At 57.8% G+C, this 23,345-nt stretch carries 24 protein-coding genes; 14 read left to right on the top strand and 10 right to left on the bottom strand.

Translation table 11 applies throughout. The features are described 5' to 3' along the window. Nucleotides 1-224: 224 nt before the first annotated feature. The gene (ogt, locus tag ACCC84_RS05300; protein WP_004962727.1) at nucleotides 225-749 is read right to left on the bottom strand and encodes a methylated-DNA--[protein]-cysteine S-methyltransferase; all 525 of its coding nucleotides are present in this window, start codon (nucleotides 747-749) and stop codon (nucleotides 225-227) included. 274 nt (nucleotides 750-1,023) lie between these two features. Here ogt and olsF point away from each other — a divergent pair, with 274 nt between their 5' ends. The 3 genes from olsF to ACCC84_RS05285 all read left to right on the top strand — a co-directional run bounded on the left by olsF (nucleotide 1,024) and on the right by ACCC84_RS05285 (nucleotide 4,411). Next, a complete protein-coding gene (gene olsF, locus ACCC84_RS05295) occupies nucleotides 1,024-2,745 on the top strand; it encodes a bifunctional ornithine lipid synthase OlsF (protein WP_198773052.1) in 1,722 nt (573 codons plus the stop codon). 93 nt (nucleotides 2,746-2,838) lie between these two features. Continuing rightward, nucleotides 2,839-3,621, top strand: coding sequence for an N-formylglutamate amidohydrolase (locus ACCC84_RS05290; protein WP_371901626.1), 783 nt, complete (start codon nucleotides 2,839-2,841; stop codon nucleotides 3,619-3,621). A gap of 73 nt (nucleotides 3,622-3,694) precedes the next feature. Beyond that, nucleotides 3,695-4,411, top strand: coding sequence for a flagellar brake protein (locus tag ACCC84_RS05285; protein WP_198773053.1), 717 nt, complete (start codon nucleotides 3,695-3,697; stop codon nucleotides 4,409-4,411). A gap of 40 nt (nucleotides 4,412-4,451) precedes the next feature. Here the strand turns inward: ACCC84_RS05285 and ACCC84_RS05280 are convergent, their stop codons facing one another. The 3 genes from ACCC84_RS05280 to ACCC84_RS05270 are packed head-to-tail and all read right to left on the bottom strand — an operon-like array spanning nucleotide 4,452 to nucleotide 6,262. Next, nucleotides 4,452-5,291 carry a PfkB family carbohydrate kinase gene (locus tag ACCC84_RS05280; protein ID WP_198773054.1) on the bottom strand — a complete coding sequence of 280 codons (840 nt, stop codon included), beginning with the start codon at nucleotides 5,289-5,291 and terminating at the stop codon, nucleotides 4,452-4,454. 3 nt (nucleotides 5,292-5,294) lie between these two features. Next, entirely contained in the window at nucleotides 5,295-6,008 is a 714-nt protein-coding gene (locus ACCC84_RS05275; protein ID WP_088499699.1) for a glutamine amidotransferase, read from the bottom strand. Beyond that, on the bottom strand, nucleotides 6,008-6,262 hold the full coding sequence (locus ACCC84_RS05270; RefSeq protein ID WP_004962744.1) for a hypothetical protein: 255 nt from the start codon (nucleotides 6,260-6,262) through the stop codon (nucleotides 6,008-6,010). Before ACCC84_RS05270 ends, ACCC84_RS05275 begins: the two co-directional genes overlap by 1 nt. Before the next feature lie 68 nt (nucleotides 6,263-6,330). Between ACCC84_RS05270 and ACCC84_RS05265 the strand changes: the two genes are divergently transcribed. Next, the gene (locus tag ACCC84_RS05265; RefSeq protein WP_371901625.1) at nucleotides 6,331-7,632 is read left to right on the top strand and encodes an aminotransferase class I/II-fold pyridoxal phosphate-dependent enzyme; all 1,302 of its coding nucleotides are present in this window, start codon (nucleotides 6,331-6,333) and stop codon (nucleotides 7,630-7,632) included. 37 nt (nucleotides 7,633-7,669) lie between these two features. Here ACCC84_RS05265 and pbpG read toward each other — a convergent pair whose 3' ends face one another. Together pbpG and ACCC84_RS05255 are read right to left on the bottom strand one after the other, a co-directional pair. Next, complete coding sequence (gene pbpG / locus ACCC84_RS05260) at nucleotides 7,670-8,494, bottom strand: D-alanyl-D-alanine endopeptidase (RefSeq protein ID WP_004962749.1); 825 nt, start codon at nucleotides 8,492-8,494, stop codon at nucleotides 7,670-7,672. 174 nt (nucleotides 8,495-8,668) lie between these two features. Beyond that, entirely contained in the window at nucleotides 8,669-9,598 is a 930-nt protein-coding gene (locus ACCC84_RS05255) for a LysR family transcriptional regulator (protein WP_004962752.1), read from the bottom strand. Between the two features lie 100 nt (nucleotides 9,599-9,698). Here ACCC84_RS05255 and ACCC84_RS05250 point away from each other — a divergent pair, with 100 nt between their 5' ends. After that, entirely contained in the window at nucleotides 9,699-10,268 is a 570-nt protein-coding gene (locus ACCC84_RS05250) for a chromate transporter (protein WP_198773057.1), read from the top strand. Further along, nucleotides 10,265-10,786 (top strand): chromate transporter, encoded by a 522-nt coding sequence (locus tag ACCC84_RS05245; protein WP_039992090.1) that lies wholly within the window; start codon nucleotides 10,265-10,267, stop codon nucleotides 10,784-10,786. Before ACCC84_RS05250 ends, ACCC84_RS05245 begins: the two co-directional genes overlap by 4 nt. Before the next feature lie 14 nt (nucleotides 10,787-10,800). On the opposite strand, the gene ACCC84_RS05240 is transcribed toward ACCC84_RS05245, so the two are convergent. Beyond that, complete coding sequence (locus ACCC84_RS05240) at nucleotides 10,801-11,808, bottom strand: alpha/beta fold hydrolase (protein ID WP_198773059.1); 1,008 nt, start codon at nucleotides 11,806-11,808, stop codon at nucleotides 10,801-10,803. 78 nt (nucleotides 11,809-11,886) lie between these two features. Further along, on the bottom strand, nucleotides 11,887-12,789 hold the full coding sequence (locus tag ACCC84_RS05235; protein ID WP_371901623.1) for a DMT family transporter: 903 nt from the start codon (nucleotides 12,787-12,789) through the stop codon (nucleotides 11,887-11,889). Nucleotides 12,790-12,957: 168 nt separating this feature from the next. On the opposite strand from ACCC84_RS05235, the gene ACCC84_RS05230 reads away from it, so the two are divergent. Continuing rightward, entirely contained in the window at nucleotides 12,958-13,830 is an 873-nt protein-coding gene (locus ACCC84_RS05230; RefSeq protein WP_004962763.1) for a helix-turn-helix domain-containing protein, read from the top strand. A gap of 2 nt (nucleotides 13,831-13,832) precedes the next feature. Here the strand turns inward: ACCC84_RS05230 and ACCC84_RS05225 are convergent, their stop codons facing one another. Then, a complete protein-coding gene (locus ACCC84_RS05225; protein WP_004962766.1) occupies nucleotides 13,833-15,047 on the bottom strand; it encodes a glycosyltransferase family protein in 1,215 nt (404 codons plus the stop codon). Further along, a complete protein-coding gene (locus ACCC84_RS05220; RefSeq protein ID WP_004962767.1) occupies nucleotides 15,040-15,867 on the bottom strand; it encodes a mannosyl-3-phosphoglycerate phosphatase-related protein in 828 nt (275 codons plus the stop codon). Before ACCC84_RS05220 ends, ACCC84_RS05225 begins: the two co-directional genes overlap by 8 nt. A 491-nt stretch (nucleotides 15,868-16,358) precedes the next feature. On the opposite strand from ACCC84_RS05220, the gene ACCC84_RS05215 reads away from it, so the two are divergent. The 7 genes from ACCC84_RS05215 (at nucleotide 16,359) to ACCC84_RS05185 (ending at nucleotide 23,332) form a co-directional block, all read left to right on the top strand. After that, complete coding sequence (locus tag ACCC84_RS05215; protein WP_088499698.1) at nucleotides 16,359-17,231, top strand: MurR/RpiR family transcriptional regulator; 873 nt, start codon at nucleotides 16,359-16,361, stop codon at nucleotides 17,229-17,231. A gap of 18 nt (nucleotides 17,232-17,249) precedes the next feature. Next, complete coding sequence (ddpX, locus tag ACCC84_RS05210; RefSeq protein ID WP_004962776.1) at nucleotides 17,250-17,810, top strand: D-alanyl-D-alanine dipeptidase; 561 nt, start codon at nucleotides 17,250-17,252, stop codon at nucleotides 17,808-17,810. A gap of 49 nt (nucleotides 17,811-17,859) precedes the next feature. After that, entirely contained in the window at nucleotides 17,860-19,413 is a 1,554-nt protein-coding gene (locus ACCC84_RS05205) for an ABC transporter substrate-binding protein (RefSeq protein WP_004962778.1), read from the top strand. Between the two features lie 68 nt (nucleotides 19,414-19,481). Then, nucleotides 19,482-20,498, top strand: coding sequence for an ABC transporter permease (locus ACCC84_RS05200; RefSeq protein WP_039992092.1), 1,017 nt, complete (start codon nucleotides 19,482-19,484; stop codon nucleotides 20,496-20,498). 5 nt (nucleotides 20,499-20,503) lie between these two features. Beyond that, nucleotides 20,504-21,391, top strand: coding sequence for a D,D-dipeptide ABC transporter permease (ddpC, locus tag ACCC84_RS05195; protein WP_088499924.1), 888 nt, complete (start codon nucleotides 20,504-20,506; stop codon nucleotides 21,389-21,391). After that, nucleotides 21,391-22,395: an ABC transporter ATP-binding protein gene (locus ACCC84_RS05190; protein ID WP_004962790.1), complete on the top strand. Its 1,005-nt coding sequence runs from the start codon at nucleotides 21,391-21,393 to the stop codon at nucleotides 22,393-22,395. The genes ddpC and ACCC84_RS05190 overlap by 1 nt, the downstream gene beginning before the upstream one ends. Then, nucleotides 22,385-23,332 carry an oligopeptide/dipeptide ABC transporter ATP-binding protein gene (locus tag ACCC84_RS05185; RefSeq protein ID WP_198773176.1) on the top strand — a complete coding sequence of 316 codons (948 nt, stop codon included), beginning with the start codon at nucleotides 22,385-22,387 and terminating at the stop codon, nucleotides 23,330-23,332. Before ACCC84_RS05190 ends, ACCC84_RS05185 begins: the two co-directional genes overlap by 11 nt. Nucleotides 23,333-23,345 lie beyond the last annotated feature (13 nt).

Genomic DNA, 23,345 nt, shown 5'->3' with positions numbered 1-23,345 from the left:
TCTTAGGTAAATAAGAAAAAGCTTATTTATCCGTCATTCAGCCTATTCGCTGCGGCGTTGTGCGGTGGGCATGAATTGCCACAACCTCGACAGAGAGATAAGCGTTCTGCATCAATATCCGCCGTTGTCACGTTTACTCTGGCGACATGGCCGGAGAACTGGCGCCATACCCTCCGGCCATGAGTAAACGGCGGCGGTTTACCGATCTTGGCACCGTCGACGGGTTAGAGCAGCGTCGTCGGCAAATAGCCTTCATGTTGCAACAACCACTGTTTGCGCTGCACACCGCCGGCATAGCCGGTGAGCGCACCTTGTGAACCAATCACCCGGTGACAGGGCACCACGATGCTGATCGGGTTGGATCCATTGGCCATGCCCACGGCACGGGAGGCGGTGGGGCGGCCAATGCGTTTTGCCAGCTCGCCGTAGGTGATGATCTCGCCGCAGGGGATCTGGCGTAGCTGATGCCAGACGGTTCGCTGAAACTCGGTGCCAGCGGTCATCACCGGTACCTGATTAATCGCGTCGAGTTCGCCGTCGAAGTAGCGCTGCATGATATCGGTCAGGCCACCGGGATTGCGCTGGGTTTGCAATTGGAAACGATCGGCGCGGTAATGGGTATTCAACAGTTTCATCAGGCGCGCTTTATGCTCGGTCCAATCAACGGCGCGCAGGCGACCCTGTTCATCGGCTATCAACACCAGCTCACCGACCGGCGTCGCCATATGGTCAATTAAAAATGTTTGCATGTGATCACTCCTTCATGTTGATGCACGGATTATTGCATGAAAAGTGGCGTATGGATGGCGGATTTCGGACATCAAGCTGTCGTGGCGCGGCCGGTCAATGTGCCAACATCAGGCCGTATGCAGCACCTTTAACTATAATCATCGTGTCTTTATGCTTTTGCCCTCCGGCAAACGACGTCATGCAATGAGGTTTAATCTTTCTGTCATCTGATTGACATGTCGCAGTCACGCCGCTGGCTTAAGTTTTCTGCGAATAGGCCAAGGAGAGAACACGATGTTTAGTTTGGACACCTTGTTGCAAGACGCATTTCCACATCGCAATCCCCCCGCCTGGCAGCGTAGCCTGCTGAGAAATCTGCTTTTTGAAAAAGAATTCAAACAATTTGCCGCCGAGTACCCACACCTGAAGGGCTTTGATCTGATTGAGCAAGTGGTGGATTACTTCAAGTTGAGTTGTGAACTGGTCGACGGCGACCTGGAAAATATCCCCAGCCAGGGGCCGGTGGTGCTGGTCGCCAATCATCCGATCGGTTCGCTTGACGGCCTGGTGCTATTGCGTGCGGTGGCGGCCGTGCGCCGTGACGTCAAGGTGGTCGCCAGCCAAATCCTCAGTTATATCGAACCGCTGCGCAGCCTGTTTGTGCCGGTCGACAATGTGGAATACAAAACCAACCGTCGGCAAATCGAAGCCATGCAGGCCCAGTTGGATAATCAAGGCGTCTTGATCGTGTTTCCGGCCGGTGAAGTGTCGCGCATCAGCCCGCAGGGTATCCGCGATGGCCACTGGCATACCGGCTTTGTGCGGCTGGCGGCCAAGGCGCGAGCGCCTATCGTGCCGATTCATATCAGCGCACGTAACAGCAATCTGTTCTATTTTGCCTCACTGGTTTACCGTCCGCTGTCGACGCTGCTGTTGGTGCGCGAAATGTTTCAGCAGCAGGGGGGGCGCATCAAACTACGCATCGGTGGGCGTATTCCGTTTGCCAGTTGGCATGATGGCCATACCAGCGCCCATGAGCTGGCCGAACGTTTCCGCCGTCATGTCTATCGGCTTGGTCAGGGAAAACCGGGGCTGTTTGCCAGCGAATCGCCGATTGCCTTGCCGGAAAATCGTCTGGAGCTGCGCAAAGCGCTGTCGGCCTGTGAGCGACTGGGCAAGACGCCGGACGGTAAAATCATCTTCCTTTATCGCCGTCACGATGAAACCCGCTCGCCGATCCTGCGTGAACTGGGCCGCCTGCGTGAAATTGCCTTTCGTGCCGTGGGTGAAGGTTCTGGCCGGCGGCGCGATCTGGACAGTTATGACGATGACTATTACCACCTGGTGCTGTGGGATGAAGATGAGCTGGACATCGTTGGCGCCTACCGTTTTATTCCCACCGCCGAGCAATTGGCGAACAAGGGACTGGAAGGCATCTACAGCAACAGCCTGTTTCATTACGATCGCGATATGGCGCCGATTCTGGAACAGGGCATCGAACTGGGGCGCAGCTTCATTCAACCCGCCTACTGGGGCAAGCGCGGTCTGGATTACCTATGGCTGGGGATCGGCGCCTATCTGGCGACGTATCCGCAGTATCGCTATCTGTTCGGCCCGGTATCGATCTCTGGCGGTATGCCGGTGGCGGCACGCGATCTGCTGATTGCCTTTTATCGGTTGTATTTCTCTTCCGACAGCGCGTTGGCACAGTCGCGACAACCGTATCCGGCGTCATTGCCGCAGGTGCTGGCGCAATTTTCCGGCGATGATTACCAGGCGGATCTGGTGCGATTGAAAAGCCTGCTGAGCAATATCGGCTGTTCAATTCCGACGCTATACAAACAATATTCCGAATTATGCGAACCGGGCGGCGTGCAGTTTATCGATTTTGGCACCGATCCGGCATTCAACAACTGTATCGACGGTCTGGTATTGGTGGATCTGCTGCGCTTGAAGCCGGCGCGCTACCAGCGATATATCGCGGTGCATCAACCCGATGAATCCACGCGGGCCTGAATGGCTTGTTATATTATTTTGTTATAAGTCGAGATTTGGGGCTAACGGTGGGAAAACGCTACGCTTTATGTTTTGCCACCGTTGGAGATTTGCATGACACAACCGTGTTTTCCCAACATCTTGTCCGCCGATGAACCGCCACCGGCGGCCATCGTCAATCAACAGGGTACGTCGCCGTTTCTATTGCTGTGTGACCATGCCTGCAACTCGCTGCCGCATAGCCTGGGTGACCTGGGGCTGCCGCCCGGCGAAATCGAGCGCCATATTGGCTGGGACATTGGGGCTTTGGGGGTTTCAACCCATCTGAGCGCCGCGCTCGATGCCACACTGGTTCATCAACGTTATTCACGGCTGGTCATTGACTGCAACCGCTCGCCGGCGGTGGAAAGTTCGATTACCCAGATTTCCGAGCTGACGCCGGTACCGGGTAATATGCGTCTCGATCCGATGGCTAGCCTGGCGCGGCAGCAGGCGTTTTTCTTCCCCTATCATCAGGCGATTGAACAGGTTATCGAGAGTCGCCTGGCGCGCCAGCAACCGACGATTGTGATTGCCATGCACAGTTTTACGCCGGTGTATAAAGGCATCCCACGCAAATGGCAAATTGGCCTGCTGTATAATCGCCAGCCGGTGTTTGCCAAACTGTTGGCGGAGGTGCTGCACGACGAGGGCAACCTGCTGGTTGGGTTAAATGAGCCTTATGTCATGACCGATGAAACCGACTATACCTTGCCGGTACACGCCGAACAGCGGGGTTTACCCTATGTTGGCATTGAGATTCGCCAGGATCTGATCGGTGACGCTTACGGCCAGCAAGCATGGGCTGAACGGCTGGGTCGCCTGTTGCCAATTGCGTGCCAACGCCTGGGTATTTGACTTTAAGATTATTCCCAGTGATTATTGCCGTCAGGATATCGTTAACGCCAATGGAACAAGTCAGGAGAGACGAATGGAGCACACTGATAACGGATTGTTTATCAAGCAGGAGCGGTTTGAAGTGCTGGCGATATTGCGCGATATCTATAAACAACGGACCCCGTTGCGCGTCGCCAACCAGCAACAGTGCTTCCACAGCCAGATATTGAGCGTTGGCGCTGACAGCATCGTGTTTGATTGCGCCAATGACAGCCTGTGTGCGTCCGGTGAATATCGCGTAATCATCGAAAGCCAGGACGCAAAAATAGAATTCTTGCTCGACCAGGCGGAAATTACGCAGCACCAGCAGGCGCAGGCTATTTCCGCACGCTTACCCAAAGAGTTGGTTTATATCCAACGACGCCGACAATTCCGCATTACCACGCCTTATTGGCGCCAGTTCCTGTGTAGCGGCAGCTACCCCGATGGTTCACCGTTTCAATTACGCATTCACGATCTGTCCGCTGGGGGCGTTGGGCTGCGGCTGGACGGTCCGGTGCCGCCATGCCTTGAATCCGGCTTCGTGTTCAGTAAGGTGCAGCTGGATTTGGGCGATTACGGCAACTTCAAGGTGAATCTGGAGCTGATCGCCGCCAGTGATGAAAACGTTGAATGTGAGGAGACGGGGGACCTAAAGCACTTTACCCGTCTGTCTTGCCGCTTTGTGGGCATCAGCGTTCTCACCGCGCGCAAGATCCACAGCGCGGTGATCGCCTTTGAGCTGGATTTCAACAAAAAGAAAAAGCGCTGAGGCGCAAGGGCGCCGTTTTAACGCCCGGCTCTGCCTGTCATTACTGCAGCGCGCGCAGGCTGCCGATTTCCTCCCAGCCGTTGAGCGCCGCATCGGTCAGCACTTTGCAGACCTCGGCGCTGGCTGACAACACTGCGGAGCTGATACTCTCGCCGGCCAACAGGTGACTGGTCAATAACGCAGTGAACAGATCGCCGGTGCCTTTGACGCTGGCATTGATCTTGGGGTGGGTAAAACTGCGGGTTTCCTGTGGCGTGACCAGTAGCAAACCCACTTGGCGATCGTGTTGTGCAATGCCCGGCGCGCTGGTCACCAATACCCAGCGGGTATGCTGGTTCAGCAAACCCTGCGCGGCAGCGACGGCGTGTTCGCGGCTGTGCAGCGGCTGACCGCACAGCTGTTCCAGTTCAAAACCGTTGGGTGTAATGCCGTTAGCCAAATGCAGGAACGGCGAGCGATAACAGTCTACCAGTGGTTTATCGACATACACCCCTTCACCATAATCGCCCATCACCGGGTCGATAATCAGCATGATAGCCGGATTAAGTTCGCGGACACGCAGCAGCCAGTTTTCCAGCACCTGGCACTGCATGGCGCTACCCAAATAGCCGACGATCACCGCTCTGGCGCGTTGAGCGACGCCGCGAGCAAGCAAATCGTCCAGAAAGCCGCTGAACCAATCGATGGGGATCGCACCGCCGCTCGGTGCACCGTAATAAGGTGGGCAACCGAAGAGCACGCTGGGCACCTGCAACGCCTCCAGACCTTTTTTCAACAAGGCGCGATAGGCAATCCCGTTGCCGACGCTGCCATAGATCACCTGCGACTGAATGGTGATGACATCAATCAGCGGCGGACGCAGTTTGGAGACGTGTTGCATGCGTTATTTCCTTTTTTCTATGATATCCAACCAACGGGTAAATACCTGTTGGGCGCGCCGTTCGAGTTCGACACCGTATTGTGTGGCCTGATCGCGAATATGCTGCGGCGCGATACCGGCAAGATCCAGTTCACAGGCGTGGCCGATCAGCCAGCGCTCCAGATCGTGGCGGTCAGCTTCCAGATGGAATTGTAAACCAAGCGCGAAATCCTGATAGCTGAATGCCTGGTGGCGACACGCCGCGGTGCTTGCCAGGCATTGCGCCCCCTCAGGGATCATAAACATATCGCCGTGCCAATGCAGCACCGGCGTGTCAGCCAGCGGTGCCAGCAGGTTATCTTCGCCGCTGGCCAGCGACAGTGGGGCATAGCCAATTTCTTTAATACCCAACGACACCACCTCTGCGCCCAGCGCCTTGGCCATGACCTGAGCGCCAAGGCATACGCCCAGCGTCGGCCGCCGTTGTTGCAAACGTTGGCTGGCCAGCGTCAGTTCATGATTAAGAAAATCATGATCGTGCTGGCCGGCAAAGTGGCTGGCGCCGCTAACGGGCCCGCCGAGGATCACCAGCAGATCGGTGGTTTCATTGTCGATGGCCTGCAGATTGTCGCGCCCGGCGTCGTAATAGTCGATCTGATACCCACGCAGCGAAAGCAGATTGCCAAGGATACCGAGATTTTCAAAATGGACATGGCGAATAGCAACGGCTTTTTTCATCAGGGTTGTACCTTACTGGTGGCAACACAGGGTTGCAGGATTAATGATTCGCCAAGCAGAGTGATACCCTGATTACCGCTTTGATACAGCATCCGGCGTTCCTTAACCTGATTGATCTGAACCTGATAGCCTTGCTCTGCGGGGAATAGCGCGCAGGCCTGTTGTAACTGACTGGCGGCCCACGGCGTCATCAGGTGTAACTGGGCGAACGCCTTTCCGGCGTGCTGAATATCGAGAACGAAATGTTTTTCCATTGATGCCCCTTACCCTCATGATCGGAAACTGCTATCCTGATTTGAACTAATACAAAAAGGTATTATGTATGAGCTTATTGTATGCAAAAGGCAGCAACGCTGTCCAGATAGCCGAGCAGATTGCCGGGTACATCAAATCCGGGGCGTTGCAAGCGGGGGATTTGCTGCCGCCGGTACGCCAACTGGCGCAACAGCTGGGCGTAAACCCCAATACCGTCGCCAGCGGCTATGGCAAACTGCGTGATGCCGGGCTGGTAGCCACCCGCGGACGTGCCGGAACGGTGGTGCTGGAACAGCCGTTGCAGGCAGTGCGTCAGGCGATGGCGGTGCCGCCGGGCATGCAGGATCTGGCCAGCGGCAATCTGGACCCCGCCTTGCTGCCGACGCTGACGCTGTCAACGCAAGAGGTTTTCCCACAGCGGCAGGGATATGACATGCAGGGAGACTCTCCGGCGTTGCTGCAAATAGCCGGGGAATGGATTGAACGGCAAGGAATGAAGGCCGACGATTTGGCGGTGTTTTCCGGCGCGCTGGATGCAATCGAAAAAGCGTTGCGCTGTCATGCTCCACCCGGTGCGTCGGTATGGATCGAGGATCCGTGTTGGCCACCGTTACTGACGCTGTTGCGTCATCTGCGTTTGAAACCCTTGCCACTGCCGCTCGACGAACAGGGCTGTTGCCTGCCGGGATCCGCAGCGGAACGCGGTTGCGCGGTGATCTTGACGCCGCGGGCGCAAAATCCCACCGGCATTGCATTCAGTGCGGCACGAGCCGCCGAATGGCGGGCGTTTCTGGCGCGGCAACCGGATTGCCTGGCGATCGTCGACGACTTCTGGGGCCCATTGTCGCAACAGCCGCTCCACCTGCCGTTTGACGGCCAGGACGGACTGTATATTCACTCGGTGAGCAAGTATCTCGGCCCGGATCTGCGCATTGCACTGGCCTGTGGCAATGTGACGCTGTTGCAGGCGATGCGTGCCGATCAGTACATTCGCGAGCGTTGGGTGAGTCATATCTTGCAGCAAATCGCCGCCAAATTGTGGCGGCAGGTGCAGGTGCAGGGCGTACTGGCGCGCGCCCAGGGTGAATACCAACGGCGGCGCGACCGGCTGACGTCCCTGTTGCAGCAACGCTGTGGCCTACGCCTGCCGCAGGGAGAAGGGCTGCACCTGTGGCTGCCGGTGCGTTCCGAGGCTATCGCCAGCCAGATCATGGCACAGCGTGGCTGGCTGGTACAAAGCGGCGAGCCGTTCCGCTTGAAAAGCAGCCCGGCTATCCGCGTTAGCCTGGCTAACGTGACAGAGCAGCAACTGGATACGCTGGCGCAGGATCTGTGCGCTGCCGTCAATGCCCAGGCTCAGGTCAATTGAGCGCGGCCGCCATCCCTGCGCTGCGTGAGCGGTTGGCTCAAGATGCCAGCCACTGTTTCAGACGAATGGCGTCACTATAGTGACCGTAGCGCTGTTGCGAACCGAGCAGGATCATGATCACCGGCTGGCCTTTGATCACCGTTCTCATTATCAGACAATGGCCGGCTTCATTGGTAAAGCCGGTTTTTTGCAACTGGATTTTCCAGCTTGGGTTATTGATCAAACCGTTGGAACTGCGGTAAACCAACTGCCCGCGGCCGGGACGTACGATCTGCTGTTTGTCGGTGCTGAAGTGTCGAATGCTCTGATAGCGGTAGGCATTGTTGACCATTTTCAGCAGATCGCGCGCGGTCGAAACATTGCGCGGTGTTAAACCGGTCGGATCGTAAAAGCGGGTGTGCGCCATGCCGAGGGCGCGGGCTTTCTGATTCATCTTGGCGACAAACGCCCTGCGGCCACCGGGGTAATAACGGCTCAGCGCCGCGGCGGCGCGGTTTTCCGACGACATCAGGGCGATGTGCAGCATATCACGGCGGCTGAGCGTGGAACCCACCGTTAGCCGCGAATGGGTGTTCTTCAATAAATCGCGGTCTGCGGCGGTGACTTTCACTCGGTTGCCCATCGGGCGTTTGTTGTCCAGCACCACCATTGCGGTCATCAGTTTGCTTAACGAGGCGATCGGCATACGACGGTTGGCCTGCTTCTGGTATAGCGTTTTGCCATTGTTGGCATTAACCACCAAAACGGCACGTGAATGCAGTGCCTGTGGGGCAGAGGCGTGGGCAGCGCCAATCAGCCACAGCTGGCTGAAGAGGGCGAAGAGAACCAATGGGCGACGAAAAAGGGCGTTCAACAATGACATGGCAACCGTAATATCAACTGTAAGTGGTTAAAAACTATCGCCAAGAGTCTGAACAGCAAATGTGGAGAAAATACGGCGGCCATGGCAGATTCTGTGTCAAATCATGTCTGTCGCCAGCCAGTGGCGGAGTGGCCTGCGTCACTGGCTGGCTTTGCACTGCCGCTCCCGGTGGTCCTACTGCGCTGCCAGCCGCTGCTCCTCGCCGAGCGCCTCGGTAACCAGATCGCGGAAACGGCTGACGATCGGTGATTGCTGGTTATGGCGCAGCGCAAGATACAGCGGGGCGCAAAGTTCATCTGCGTCGCTGATGGCGCGATATACGATGCCATCGCCGCCCAGACGGCGCATCGACGCCGGCACAATTGACAATCCAAGCCCGGCGGCCACCAGGCTGAGGGTAGCCGGTAGGCGCGGGGCTTCCTGTACGATATGCGGGCTGAATCCGGCGCGATGGCAGGCGGCGAGGATCGCATCATACAAACCCTGGCCTGCCGGGCGTCGATAGAGAATAAACGCTTCATTGGCCAGCGCCGTCAACGGCAACGGCGAGGGATCAGCTAGCGCCAGAGGGTGCCCGGGCGGTAATGCCACCAGCATGTTTTCCTGCAGCACCGGCTCAATACTCAGGCCGGGAATATCGCGCAGCGGTGAACGTACGAATGCGGCATCAAGCCGCTGGTCAATCAGCGCATCCATCAATTCGCCACTGCCCGCTTCCTCCAGTACGGTAGCAATGCCCGGCAAAATTTCCCGATAGCGGCGCAGCAGATTGGGGACAAACGGGTGCAGCGCCGCCGAACTGGTGAAGCCGACGGCGATATGCCCCTGCTCGCCACGCGCCGCGCGGCGTACCGCCTCGCTGAGTTTTTCCGCCCGCGCCAGCAGCGTCCGGGCTTCATCGAACAGCACATTACCGGCTTCGGTGGGGCGCACGCCGCGCGGCAAACGCTGCAATAGCTGCACGCCCAGTTGTTGCTCCAAACCTTGCAATAACCGGGTCAGTGGCGGCTGCTGGATAAACAGTCGCTCTGCGGCGCGGGTAATATTGCCTTCCTCAATCACGGTAACAAACGCTTTCAGCCGGCGCAGTTCGATCATATTCATACTCACAGGGTATCGTTATAGTGTTTGAAATGCATTAGACATCATGTCATGTGCGCGCGCATCATACCAGTCAGCAAAAAATAGCGATGTGAGAATGACAATGTCCCAATCAAACCTGTTAAAAAACAGTCAAGTAACTGCAGTACCGAGCAATCTTGAACTTTTCTACGGATTTTTAACCCTTGGGCTGATCGGCTTTGGCGGCGTCTTGCCGCTGGCGCACCGGATGCTGGTAGACGATCGCCGCTGGCTGAGCGGTGAGCAGTTCACTGAACTACTGGGACTGTGTCAGTTTTTGCCTGGCGGTAACGTCATTAATCTCTCGGTGGCGGTCGGTATGGAGTTTCGCGGCCTGCGTGGCGCCTGCTGTGCGCTGTTGGGGCTGATTTGCGCTCCCACTGCGATAGTGGTTGGGCTGGGAGTGGTTTATAGCCGCTTTCAGCATAATGCCGAGGTACAACACGTGTTCGCCGGGCTGGCGGCGGCGGCTGCCGGTCTGTTGCTGTCTACCGCGCTGAAAATGCTGATACCGCTGCGCGGGCGCTGGCTGGCATTGGCGGTGGTGGCGCTTTGTCTGATGGCCATTGCCTGGCTGAGATTGCCGCTGTTGCCGACCATGCTGGTAGTGGCGCCGCTCAGCATCCTGTTGGCGTGGAGAAAATGGCTATGATTCCACTATTGATTTCTTTGGCGTTGCTCTTTACCGAGCTCTCGCTGATGGCGTTCGGCGGCGGTTTTACCATCTTGCCGGAAATGCAGCGTCAGGTGGTCGAAGTGCATCAGTGGATGGATGCGCAGGAGTTTAACACCCTGTTTGCCATGGCGCAGGCCGCGCCCGGGCCCAATATGATGATTGTACCGCTGATCGGCTGGCACGTTGCCGGCTGGGCCGGTCTGCTGGTGTCGTCGATTGCCAAGTTCGGCCCGTCGTCGATCGTCACGCTGCTGGTGATGGGGGTTTGGAAACGCTTTAAGGATCGACCATGGCGGCGCAACGTACAGGCTGGGCTGGTGCCGGTGACCGTCGGACTGGTGGCAGCCAGCGGCGTATTGATTGCCGAGTCGTCCGCCACTGATTGGCACCTGGCGCTGCTGATCGTTATCGCCACCGCCGCCGGCATCAACAAACGCATTCATCCGTTGTGGGTGCTGGCCGGCGGGGCGGTGTTGGGCTTGCTGTTCGCCTGAACCAGGCGCTTTTGTCAGCGGGCGCTCAGCGCCTTCAGCAGTGCCTGGTTGAATTTCTCCGGTTCTTCCATCTGCGGCGCATGCCCCATGCCGGGGAACTCGACCAGGGTGGCATGGGGAATGAGCTGCGCTACCTGTTTGCCCAGCACGTTGTAATGGCCGAGCTGCGCCTTGACCTCCGGTGGTGCGATATCGCTGCCGATGGCAGTGGTATCGGCGGTGCCAATCATCAGCGTGGTCGGCGTCTGCAGGTTCTTGAATTCATAATAGACCGGTTGGGTAAAGATCATGTCGTAGATCAGCGCCGAGTTCCACGCCACCCGCTGTTTGCCCGGACCGTTGTTCAGACCGGCGAGCATATCCACCCAGCGATCGTACTGCGGCTTCCAGCGGCCAACGTAGTAGGTTTTCAATTCGTACTGCTTGATGCCTTCGGCCGAGGTTTTCAGTTCACGCTGGTACCACTGGTCAATGCTACGCCACGGCACGCCTTTGGCTTTCCAGTCTTCCAGCCCAATCGGATTGATCATCACCAGTCGCTGGGTGGCTTGCGGGTACATCAGTGCGTAACGGGTCGCCAGCATGCCGCCCGTTGAATGACCAATCACCGTCACCTTGTCGATTTTCAGTTTTTCCAGTAGCGCGTGGGTATTTTGCGCCAGTTGCTGGAAGCTGTACTGATAATACGCAGGCTTGGTGGAGGTGCAAAAACCGATCTGATCCGGCGCGATCACCCGGTAGCCAGCACGGCTTAGCCCCTTGATGGTGTCTTCCCAGGTTGCGCCGCAGAAATTCTTGCCGTGCATCAGTACTACCGTCTGACCGTTCGCTTCCCCGCTGGGGGCCACGTCCATATAACCCATGCTCAACGATTGGTTTTGCGAACTGAAGGTGAATTTTTGCAACGGATAAGGGTAGTGGAAGCCTTCCAGCTCCTGACCGTATTTTGCGGCGTCATCGGCGGCGGCGCCAAAGGAAATCAACGCGCCCAACAGCAGGGCGCAACGGGAAATTCTCAGCATTCTGAAGTCCTTATAAAAAAGCCAACGAGACCCTGAGTATAATGCCTCACGGCGGATTGTCTGCCGGTATAGGGCTTATCAGGCATTTTTTCGCCGCAATAGCGCAAAGTGGCGCGGTTTTGAAAACATCACCAGGTTACCCAGCAGGATCAGACACAGTCCAAACACCGCGTTCGGACGCCATTGATAACCTTCGTACAGGGTGGAAATAGTCAATGCCACCAGTGGGAACAGCAGGGTGCTGTAGGCCGCGGCACCGGAGCCGATACGACCCAGCAGGCTGAAATAGGCGGCGAAGGCGATTACCGAGCCAAAGATGGCCAGATAGAATAACGAAGCCAGGTAGCGGATATCCCAGCTAATCTGTAGCGATGATCCTTGTGCGACGGCGACCGCGCCCATCAATAGCGCACCGTAAGTCATGGCATACGTATTGGTTGACAGTATATCCAGACCGCGCCGTTGGTGCCGGCTGCTGATCATATTGCCCAGCGAAAATCCGTAGGTGCCCAACGCGCTCAGACCGATGCCCTTCAGCAGTTCCGGCGCCATTTGATTGGCCGCCAGATCGTGCCAGAACAGGGCAATGATGCCGGTCAGACCCAGCAGTGCGGCAGGCAGCAGCGTCGCACTGGGGCGTTGGCGAAAGAAGATCATGCTGTTGAGTGCGTTGAACAGCACCGCCATGGAAAAGATCACCGACGCCAAGCCGCTGCTAATGTAGCCGGCGGCCTGATAGAAGCAGTAAAAGTTGAAGCCGAATACACAACCCCCCTGCAGCAGGCAAAACAGGTGGTCGCGTACGCTGATGCTACGCAGCCGGCGCAGCAGCAACAGCGCTGCCCACATCGTCAACGCGGCCAGCAGGAAACGGTAGCTGATGGATAGCGCAATGGCGACCGATCCCTCCTGCTGAAGGGTAATGGCAATCCAGGTGGTGCCCCAGATCAGCACCACGGCAAGGTAAAGCAACGCGTTCATGTTTCACACTCCAGGATAAAGAGTGCTGATTATCCACCGTGCCCGGGGCCGCGGCTTTCAACGGGTTGCGCCACTTGCATATTCTTGCGCATTTTTGGCTCCGTCGACTGGTGCGCCTGAGCGGCAGGCTTTAAACTGACACGGTTTTCACTGCGTGCGGGGCTGATTATGTCGAAATACCAGGCGTTTGAAACGCTAAGGCAACACAAGGCCCGGCTGCATCAGCATCTGCTGCTGGGGTCAGGGGTAGAACTGGCGGCCTGGTCGAATTGCGACGATCGCATCACGCAGGAGAGCGCCGATCACCATACGTTGAGCCTGTACGTGGCCGACGGTTATGAATGCTACCAAAAAGTGCCCGGCGGTTGGCGCAATGGCGGCGGGCCGGACCGCTTCTGTATTATGCCGCGCCAGTATGAATCGACCTGGGACGTGCGCAGCGATCTGTCATTCGTGCACCTCTATTGCACCGATCGTCATCTGCGCCAACTGGTTGAACAAACCTGGGATCGCAGCCCGTCCTCAATCAACGTCGAACAAAAAGCCTTTGGCGAAGATGCGCAAATTACGCTGCTGTACCGCCAGTTTCTGCTCAATGTGGATTGGCAGGACCGAGCCAATCATCTGGCGTTGAGTAGCGCCAGCAGTATGCTGATGGCGCATGTGATCCAGCATTACACCCACCTGCAATGGCGGTTGCCCACGGTGCGCGGCGGGTTGGCGCCGGCGGTGCTCAAGCGGGTGACCGATTTTATCGCCAGCCATCTGGAGCAACCGTTGCTGTTAATCGATCTGGCGGCGCTGGCGGGCTTGAGCGAATTCCATTTCGCCCGGATGTTCAAGCACGATACCGGTCTGGCTCCGCATCAATATGTGATGCGGGCGCGGCTGCAGCAGGCAGAAAAGCTGCTGCGTCACAGCCCGTTGCCGTTAACACAGATCGCGCTGGAATGCGGCTTCAGCTCCGCCAGTCATTTCAGCAACCGCTTCAAGCAGGCCTACGGCCATACGCCGCAATCGCTGCGCCGAGCACGCGATTAGCGTTACGCATTATCCTCTTCCACCGCCGCGTACAGCCGCTGCAGAATATCAGGAAACGCCGATTGTACCCGGTTCCAGCTCGGGACAAACGGTTTGTTCTCGCCGGGATTCTCGGTAAATGCCTGACCGGCATGGGAAATGACGTTCGAAAACAACTCGACCGCCGACTCTTCGCTATGGCGGTCGAAGGTAAGTCCGTTCATTTTGGCATCGTGTTCAAAGGCGTCGATCATATCCAGTGCGGTGCGGTAATAGGTGGCGCGCAGCACGCGGAATGAATCTGCAGTTACGTTGACGCCTTGAATGGCCAATTTGCGATACAGCGCCTTGGTGATATCCGCCGCCATGCGTTGCAGACCGCCGCTCGGATCGTTTTCCGACACGGGTTGATGCTTATGGTCATAATTGTCGGCGATATCCACCTGACAGATGCGGTTGGTCGCAGTATTACGGTGTATTTCCGACAGTACGCCGATCTCCAGCCCCCAGTCGCTGGGAATACGCAGATTATTGAGGATATGACTACGCATGGCGAATTCGCCGGAAAGCGGGTAGCGATAGCTGCGTAGATAATCGAGGAAATCGGAGTTGCCATACACTTTTTGCAATGACTTCAACAGCGGGAAGACCAGCAAGCGACCGACCCGGCCATTCAGTCTGCCATTGGCGACGCGCGCATAATAGCCTTTGCAGAAGTCGTAGTGAAAATGGGGATTGGCTACCGGATACAGCAGGCGAGCCAGCATCTGACGATCGTAAGTGACGATGTCACAATCATGCAGCGCTATGCAACTGCTGCGACGCGACGCCAGCGTATAGCCGACGCAGAACCAGACGTTTCGGCCTTTACCCGGTTCACTGGGGGCCAGCCCCTCGCTGCCCAGCTGTTTGGCGATGGCCTGCAAGCGCGGGCCATCGTTCCACAGAATACGGTGTCGTTGCGGCAGGCGTGAAAAGAACGATTTGGCATGTTCAAACTGCTGGCGGTCGGCGCGATCCAGGCCGATGACGATTTCCTCCAGGTAGGGCACCTGTGCCAGCGTGTTGATAATGTTGTCCAGCGCCGGTCCTTCCAGTTCCGAATAAAGCGAAGGCAATATCAAACCCATGGTATTGCGGCCGGAAAACACCTGCAGCTCATACTCCAGCTCCGCCAAATCGCGGCGAGTGAGATTATGGAAATTGGTAATGATGCCATCCTGATAAAAGTCACTCATGTTCAGTTCTCCCGTCTTCACTGCCCATCAGAAAATGATCCAATCCTTCACGCCAACCTGCCGGTCCCGGCTGGCGCGTGCGGTATAGCTGGCCGGGAAAATCTCCGGGTAGCGCCAGCGGCCTGGTTTGCTGACCACGGATCAGCACCGCGTAATCGGTAGCGTGCAATAAGGAAATGTCGTTTGGCCCATCGCCGAGACTGAGCGTGGTGAACGGTTGGCACTGTTGCCGTTGGTAGTATTTGGTCAGCCAGCGAGCGGCATTGCCTTTGCTGACCTCGCGGCCCATCACGTGGTAAAAGCGACCGCCGCGCGTCAAGGTCAGACCGCGCAGCGCCAGCAGCGTCTGGAAAGTCTCCAGCTGCTGGTCGCTGCCAGACCAGCGGATCGGTTCGGAGCCGGCGCGCTGGCGCGCCAGATGCGCTTCCGACAAGGTCAGTCCGGTCCACTCGGCCACCGTCGCGTCGTCGACGTCGGCAAAGCCGCTGAAGGCAAAGCCGGTTTGCTGGCGCAGTTGATCCAGCGCCGCCAGCAGGCTGGGGTAATCCGCGCCGAACAGTTGGGTATCCTGTTGCCAGAAGGCAGGAAACACGATTTGCGCACCGTTTTCGGCAATGAACGGCAGTGCGCTCAAGCCGAGTTGCTGTTGCAGTTGCTGCACCTCTGCCGCCGTTTTGCTGGTGGCGACGATCAGCGGCACCTTGGCCTGCGCCAGTCGATCCAACCACGGCTTGGCGGCATCCCAACGGTAGCTGTGATGATCCAGCAGCGATCCGTCCAGGTCGGTAAAAATAAGCAGGTCGGCAAGTGATTTACGCATTTCATCTCCATTCTATTGCGAGGTGGTCGCGAATAAATAGGCGGATTACTTTGTGGTGACGTCAGGCAGGGGGCAAAACCGCGGGTAAACGTAACGCAAGAACGAAGATGATATGGTGCCTCCTTACCCTGATATTTGTGAATGACGTCACAATTAACCCTAACGGCTAATCCACAAATGCGCAAGTTAGCCACGTTGGCAGGCTGTGACAGCACGCCAGGCGAATAACGTGATCGGTTGCCCAATTATGCAGTTGCGCGCCGTTACGGTGCAGGTTGCCCCTCGCATTGTTCGATTGTTGTGCAATAGTTATCAATTAATGGCAATTGTGTTAACTCCTGGTTCCGCCGCCGTGCGCCCGGTACACCGTTTGGCGCGTTAATTCCTTACGCACTTGGTTATTGGCATAGGCCGTGCATGGTGTACATCACGGTCTGTTAGACAACTAACAGTCAGTCGTTACCTGACAACCAGACAACAGCGGGCGGACTCTGATGAAACACCCGGACGTAATGGCACAGATCGAAGCGTCATTTGCGCTGCAAACCCCGACCGGCAAGCGCATTGCCGGTTATTTGCTGGCGAATCTGGCGCAAATACCGTTTGAAACCGCCGACAGTATTGCGCGCAGCACAGCCACCAGCGGTATTTCGGTGGGGCGCTATTTGCGCAGTCTGGGCTACCGCAATCTTGACGATTTGAAACGCACGCTACGCGAACAGAGCAGCGCATTGCCGCAGCCGTGGGGCGTAACCGACCGGCTGGGAGCCTATCGCCAGCGTAGGGCCTTGCCCGAGCAGCAAAAGTTGCGCCAGGCATTGACGCTTGAGCTTGAGGCGATCGAATACGTCTATCAGTTGGCGGGCAGCGAGGTCTTTGCCAGCGTCAGCCGCCAACTGGCACAGGCGGAGGCGGTATTTGTGGTTGGTATTCAATCGACGCGGGGCATTGCCAACGCGTTTTATAGCCACCTGGAGTATCTGCGGCCACGGGTCTATTACGCCGATGGCCAATCCGGTACCTACGTCGAATCGCTGAACTCGGCGTTTTCTGCACCCTACCTGGTGCTCACCGATACCCGAGCCTATTCGACCATGGCGCAAAAATACTGTCAGGCGGCCAGCGCCCGCGGGCTACGACTGGCCCTGATTACCGACATCTACTGCCCGTGGGCACGAGATTATCCGGTGGATTTACTGCAGGTGAAAACCGATACCGGCCAGTTCTGGGATTCGCTGGCGCCGCTGGACTGCCTGTTCAATCTGTTGCTGTCGGCGGTGGTCGAGCTTGGCGGGAGCGCGGTAGAGCAACGTTTGGCGCAAAACCGCCGGTTGCAGAAAGAGTTGGGGCAATTTGAATCTTAACCGAGATGGAAGGCTTAAATGAGTGACAATGTAACTTTAATCGATCTGGCGCATCAGTTTCCGAGTTTGAACATCGACCTCAGGTACGCCAGCGCCGACAACCTGACCGGCAAACCGATTTATCGCCAGGCACGCTGCCTGCTGCACCCGGCAGCGGTGCCTGGCCTGGAACGCAGTATCAACGTTGCGCGTCTGGCCGGTTTTACCCTGCAGGTACTGGATGCCTATCGACCGCAGCAGGCGCAGGCGCTGCTGTGGCAAGCATGCCCAGACACGCGTTACGTCACCGATACCCACACCGGTTCGCACCACAGCCGTGGCGTGGCACTAGACGTCACCCTGCTGGATCACGCCGGCCTCGCGCTGGATATGGGCACCGCGTTTGATGAAATGAACCCGCGTTCCCATCCGTTTTATCCCGATCTGCCGCCGCAGCTGCAGCGTAACCGATTGCTGCTGAATGCGGTGATGGCCGCCGGGGGATTTATCGGTATCGCCAGCGAGTGGTGGCACTTTGAACTGCCCAACGCCATGGCATTTCCGTTGCTCAATGACCGCTTCGCCTGTTACGGCGATTGACGGTTTTTATCATTAAAACAACGATATATCAATTCATCAGGAGCGTTTTATGAACACCATCAATTACGCCGCTCTGGCTACCGGCATTATGCTGAGCCTGACGACGCTCGGTACGGTACAGGCGGCAGTGCCCAAAGACATGCTGGCGATCGGCAAGGCGGCGGATCCACAAACGCTTGACCCGGCGGTCACCATCGACAACAACGACTGGACGGTAACCTATCCGGCCTATCAACGACTGGTGCAGTACAAAACCGAGAACGGCAAAGGGTCGACACAGGTCGAAGGGGAGCTGGCGGCCAGTTGGAGCGCCTCGGACGATCGGCGTGAATGGACCTTCAAACTGAAACCCGGCAACCGATTTGATGACGGCAGCGAAGTCACCGCCGACGCGGTGAAGTGGTCGTTTGAGCGGCTGATGAGCATCGGCCAGGGCCCCTCAGAAGCTTTTCCCAAGGATATGCAGGTGACGGCAGTGGATCCGCTGACGGTCAAGTTTACGCTGAAAACGCCGTTCGCGCCGTTCCTCTACACGCTGGCCAATGACGGTGCCGGCATCGTCAATCCGGCAATCGCCAAGGCCAACCCGGCAGATCAAGGCAAGGCCTGGTTGGCAAACCATACCGCCGGTTCCGGCGCATATCGCCTCGATCGCTGGCAGAAAGGTCAGCAACTGATCCTGGTGCCGAACCCGCATTACGCCGGCCCGAAACCGGCCTTTAAACGGGTGGCGGTAAAAATCATCGGCGAGAGCGCGACCCGCCGCCTGCAACTGACGCGTGGCGACCTGGACATTGCCGAATCGCTGCCGATCGACCAGTTGGCGGCATTAAAAAGCGAAAATCGAGTGACGGTGGCCGATTATCCTTCGCTGCGCGTGACTTATCTGTATCTGAATAACGGCAAGGCACCGCTCAACCAGGTGGACTTGCGACGGGCGATTTCCTATGCGGTGGATTACCAGGGCATGGTGAAGGGCATTCTCGGCGGCAACGGCAAACAGATGCGCGGCCCGATCCCGGAAGGCATGTGGGGGTATGACGCCAATGCGCAGCAATATTCGCTGGATGTCGACAAGGCTAAAACGCTGCTGAGTCATCTGCCGGAAAAACCGGCGTCGCTCAGTTTGCTGTATTCGGTCAATGACCCGAACTGGGAGGCGATCGCACTGTCGGTGCAGGCCAATCTGGCGGCGATTGGTTTAAACGTCAAACTGGAAAAGCTGGCGAACGCCACCATGCGCGATCGCATTGGCCAGGGGAATTACGACATCGCCATCGGCAACTGGAGCCCGGATTTTGCCGATCCGTACATGTTTATGAATTACTGGTTCGAGTCGGACAAGAAGGGGCTGCCGGGCAACCGCGCGTTCTACAGCAATCCGCAGGTTGACGCCCTGTTGCGCAAGGCGGTGTCGGTATCCGATCAGACCGTTCGTACCGGCGATTATCAGGCTGCGCAGAAAATCGTCATCGACCAGGCGGCATACGTTTACCTGTTCCAGAAGAACTATCAGGTAGCGCTTAACAAGCAGGTCCAGGGATTCGTCTTCAATCCGATGCTGGAGCAGGTCTTCAACGTGGCCACCATGAGCAAGCAGTAATGCGCGTCGAGTGAATAGCAGGGCCGGGACTCCCGGCCCTGGCCTGTGAAAGCCGGAGGAGAATGAGCATGAACGTTTGGAGCCTTATCCGACAGCGCTGCTGGGGACTGGTGCTGGTGATGTTTGGCGTTTGCGTGATCACGTTTGTCATTTCGCACCTGATCCCCGGCGATCCGGCACGCTTGCTGGCCGGAGACCGCGCCAGCGACGAAATCGTACAGCATATACGTCAGCAATTGGGGCTGGATCGGCCGCTATATATCCAGTTTGGCCGCTATCTGTGGGATTTGCTGCACGGCGATCTGGGTAGCTCAATCCGTACCGGGCGGCCGGTACTGGATGATTTACGTACCTTTTTCCCCGCCACGCTGGAACTGGCGTTCTGTGCTTTGCTGCTGGCGATAGTGGTTGGCGTACCGCTTGGCGTGCTGTCGGCGGTGTATCGCAACAAATGGCCGGATCATCTGGTGCGACTGCTGTCGGTAACCGGGATTTCGACCCCGGCGTTCTGGCTGGGGTTAGGGGTGATCGTGGTGTTTTACGGCCAGCTTAACCTGCTGCCCGGTGGCGGTCGACTGGATGACTGGCTGGAGCCGCCGCGGCATATCAGCGGATTTTATCTGCTTGATTCGCTGCTGACCGGCAATAGCGAGGTTTTCTGGAACAGCCTGCAACATCTGATCCTGCCGGCGGTCACACTGGCGTTTGTCCACCTTGGCGTGGTCGCACGGCAGATCCGTTCGGCGATGCTGGAACAATTGGGTGAAGACTATATCCGTACCGCGCGTGCCAATGGTCTGTCGCGCTGGCGGGTGATCCTGTGCCACGCGTTGCCCAATGCGCTGATCCCGTCGGTGACGGTGCTGGGGTTGGCGTTGGGCGATTTGCTGTACGGCGCGGTATTGACCGAAACGGTGTTCTCCTGGCCGGGCATGGGCGCCTACGTGGTCGATTCTATCCAGGCGTTGGACTTTCCGGCGGTAATGGGCTTTGCCGTAGTGGTGTCGTTCGCCTATGTGGTGGTGAATTTAATCGTCGATCTACTGTATTTGTGGATCGACCCGAGAATGGGGCGCGAGGAATAATGACCATGACTCAATTTGGGCAGCCAATGACTGCCGATGCCACACCTCGCTTTGTCGGCCTGCGGCGAGGCTGGTACCGGGTGCGGCGCAGTCCGTTGACGTTGCTCGGCGCTGCGATCATGTTGACGGTGATGCTGCTGATGGTGTTTTCACCCTGGATGACGCCGTATGATCCGGATGCGGTCAACCTGACCGCACGGCTGCTGCCGCCGTCGGGCCAGCATTGGTTCGGTACCGACGAGGTCGGCCGCGATTTATTCAGTCGCGTGCTGGTTGGCAGTCAGCAGTCGGTGGCGGCCGGACTGGCGGTGGTGGTGCTGGCGGGCAGCATTGGTTCGCTACTGGGCTGTTTTTCCGGTGTAATCGGTGGCCGCGTCGATGCCTTGATCATGCGTGGGATGGATATCATGCTGTCGGTGCCGTCGCTGGTACTGACCATGGCGCTGGCGGCAGCGCTGGGGCCGAGCCTGTTCAACGCCATGCTGGCAATCGCGATAGTCAGAATTCCTTTCTACGTGCGGCTGGCACGTGGCCAGACGCTGACCCTGCGTCACCAGGCCTATATGCAGGCAGCACGCACCTTTGGTGCCTCGCGCTGGCATCTGATCGGCTGGCATGTGCTGCGTAACGCACTGCCGCCGCTGGTGGTGCAGGCCTCACTGGATATCGGCACCGCGATCCTGATGGCTGCCACGCTGGGCTTTATTGGCCTCGGCGCACAACAACCCACGGCGGAATGGGGGGCCATGGTCGCCAACGGCCGCAACTTCGTGCTTGATCAATGGTGGTATTGCGCCTTTCCCGGTACGGCAATCCTGATTACCGCTACCGGTTTCAATCTGTTCGGCGACGGTCTGCGTGACCTGCTGGATCCTAAATCTCGGGGGCGTTGATGAACGAAACCACGGTATTAACCATCGACCAGTTACAACTGGAATTTCCGGTGTACGGCGGCAGCGTCAATGCCTTGAACCGCGTGTCATTAACGGTCAATGCCGGTGAAATCGTTGGCGTGGTCGGCGAGTCAGGTTCGGGCAAGTCGGTCACGGCGATGATGATTATGCGGCTGCTGGCAGATGAAAGTTACCACGTCACTGGTGGCCGACTCAGCGTGCTTGGCACCGATGTGCTGAACGCCAGCGAGCGTGAAATGCGTCGGTTGCGCGGGGCTCGAGTGTCGATGATCTTCCAGGAACCCATGAGCGCGCTGAACCCGACACGCACCATTGGCCGGCAAATGTGCGAAGTTATCCGTTTGCACCAACGCCTGTCGGCAGATCAAGCTCGACATAAGGCGCTGGCGCTGCTGGCTGAAATGCAGATTGCCGATGCCGAGCGGGTCATGGCGCGTTATCCGTTTGAACTTTCTGGTGGGATGCGGCAACGGGTTTTAATCGCCATGGCGTTCTCCTGCGAACCGCAGCTGATTATCGCCGACGAACCGACCACCGCATTGGACGTTACCGTGCAGCGTCAGGTTTTACGGCTATTGCAGCAGAAAGCGCGTGCCAGCGGCACCGCAGTGTTGTTTATCACTCATGATATGGCGGTGGTTTCGCAGCTGTGTGACCGGGTGTATGTGATGTACGCCGGTCATGTGATTGAAAGCGGCGCTACCGATGCGGTGATTAATCATCCCGGACATCCTTATTCCATCGGCCTGCTGCTGGCGGCGCCGGAACGCGGCCAGCCGCGCAGCCTGTTGCAGGCGATCCCCGGAACGGTGCCGAACCTCAGCGCCTTACCGCCAGGTTGCGCCTTCAGCAACCGCTGTGCCTATGCCAGCGCGCAATGCCACCAACCACCGCGTCTGGCTCCGTTGCCCGGCAAACCGGGTCAGCAGGCGGCCTGCTGGCATCCGCAAAACGTCAATCTGGAGGTTCATGATGAACGCTGAGGCCTTGTTGCAACTGCGTGATATTCGCCTGCGTTTTCCGGCAGCCTATAACTGGCGTGGTAAACCCACCGAATTCGTCCATGCGCTGAACGGCCTCGATCTGCAGATCGTGCGTGGCGAAACGCTGGGCATCGTCGGTGAGTCTGGCTGTGGCAAGAGCACCCTGGCACAGCTGCTGATGGGGCTGCTGAAACCCAGCAGCGGCGAGTTGCACCGCCAGCAGGCCACCGGCGCGCCGTCGGCTGGCGGTATGCAGATGGTATTTCAGGATCCGCAGTCATCGCTCGATCCGCGACTGCCGGTATGGCGCATTATTACCGAGCCGGTGTATGTGCAGCACCGCACCGCTGTCGCCCAGCGCCGTGCGCTGGCGGCGGATCTGGCGCAGCAGGTAGGCATTCGGCCGGAATATCTCGACCGGTTGCCCCATGAATTTTCCGGCGGCCAGCGTCAGCGCATCTCGATTGCTCGCGCACTGTCGTCACAGCCTGATGTACTGGTTCTGGATGAACCGACTTCGGCATTGGATATCTCGGTACAGGCGCAAATCCTCAATCTGCTGGTCGAACTGCAACGTCGGCGCAATTTGACCTACGTGCTGATCTCGCACAACGTATCGGTAATACAGCACATGAGCGATCGGGTGGCGGTGATGTACCTGGGGCAGATTGTCGAACTGGGGGCGGCCGAAAAGGTATTGCAGCAGCCACGGCATCCCTACACCCGGCTGTTGCTGGATTCGGTGCCGCGCGCCGGACGTGCTCTGGCCGACAGCGCCATCGAAGACCGCAAGGGGGAATTACCGGGCAATCGATGCCTGCCGTCGGGCTGTTATTTTCGCGAACGTTGCCCGTTCGCCGGGGACGGCTGTGAGCAGGCGCAGGTGCTGCAAATGCATCAGGCTGGCTCGGCGGTTCGCTGCCATAAGGCAGTCTGACCGCCGCTCGGCA

The organism is Serratia odorifera (assembly GCF_041448735.1).
GTDB lineage: Bacteria > Pseudomonadota > Gammaproteobacteria > Enterobacterales > Enterobacteriaceae > Serratia_F > Serratia_F odorifera.
The sequence above is the reverse complement of the archived record's forward strand: the minus strand, read 5'-3'. Positions and strand labels throughout refer to the sequence as shown.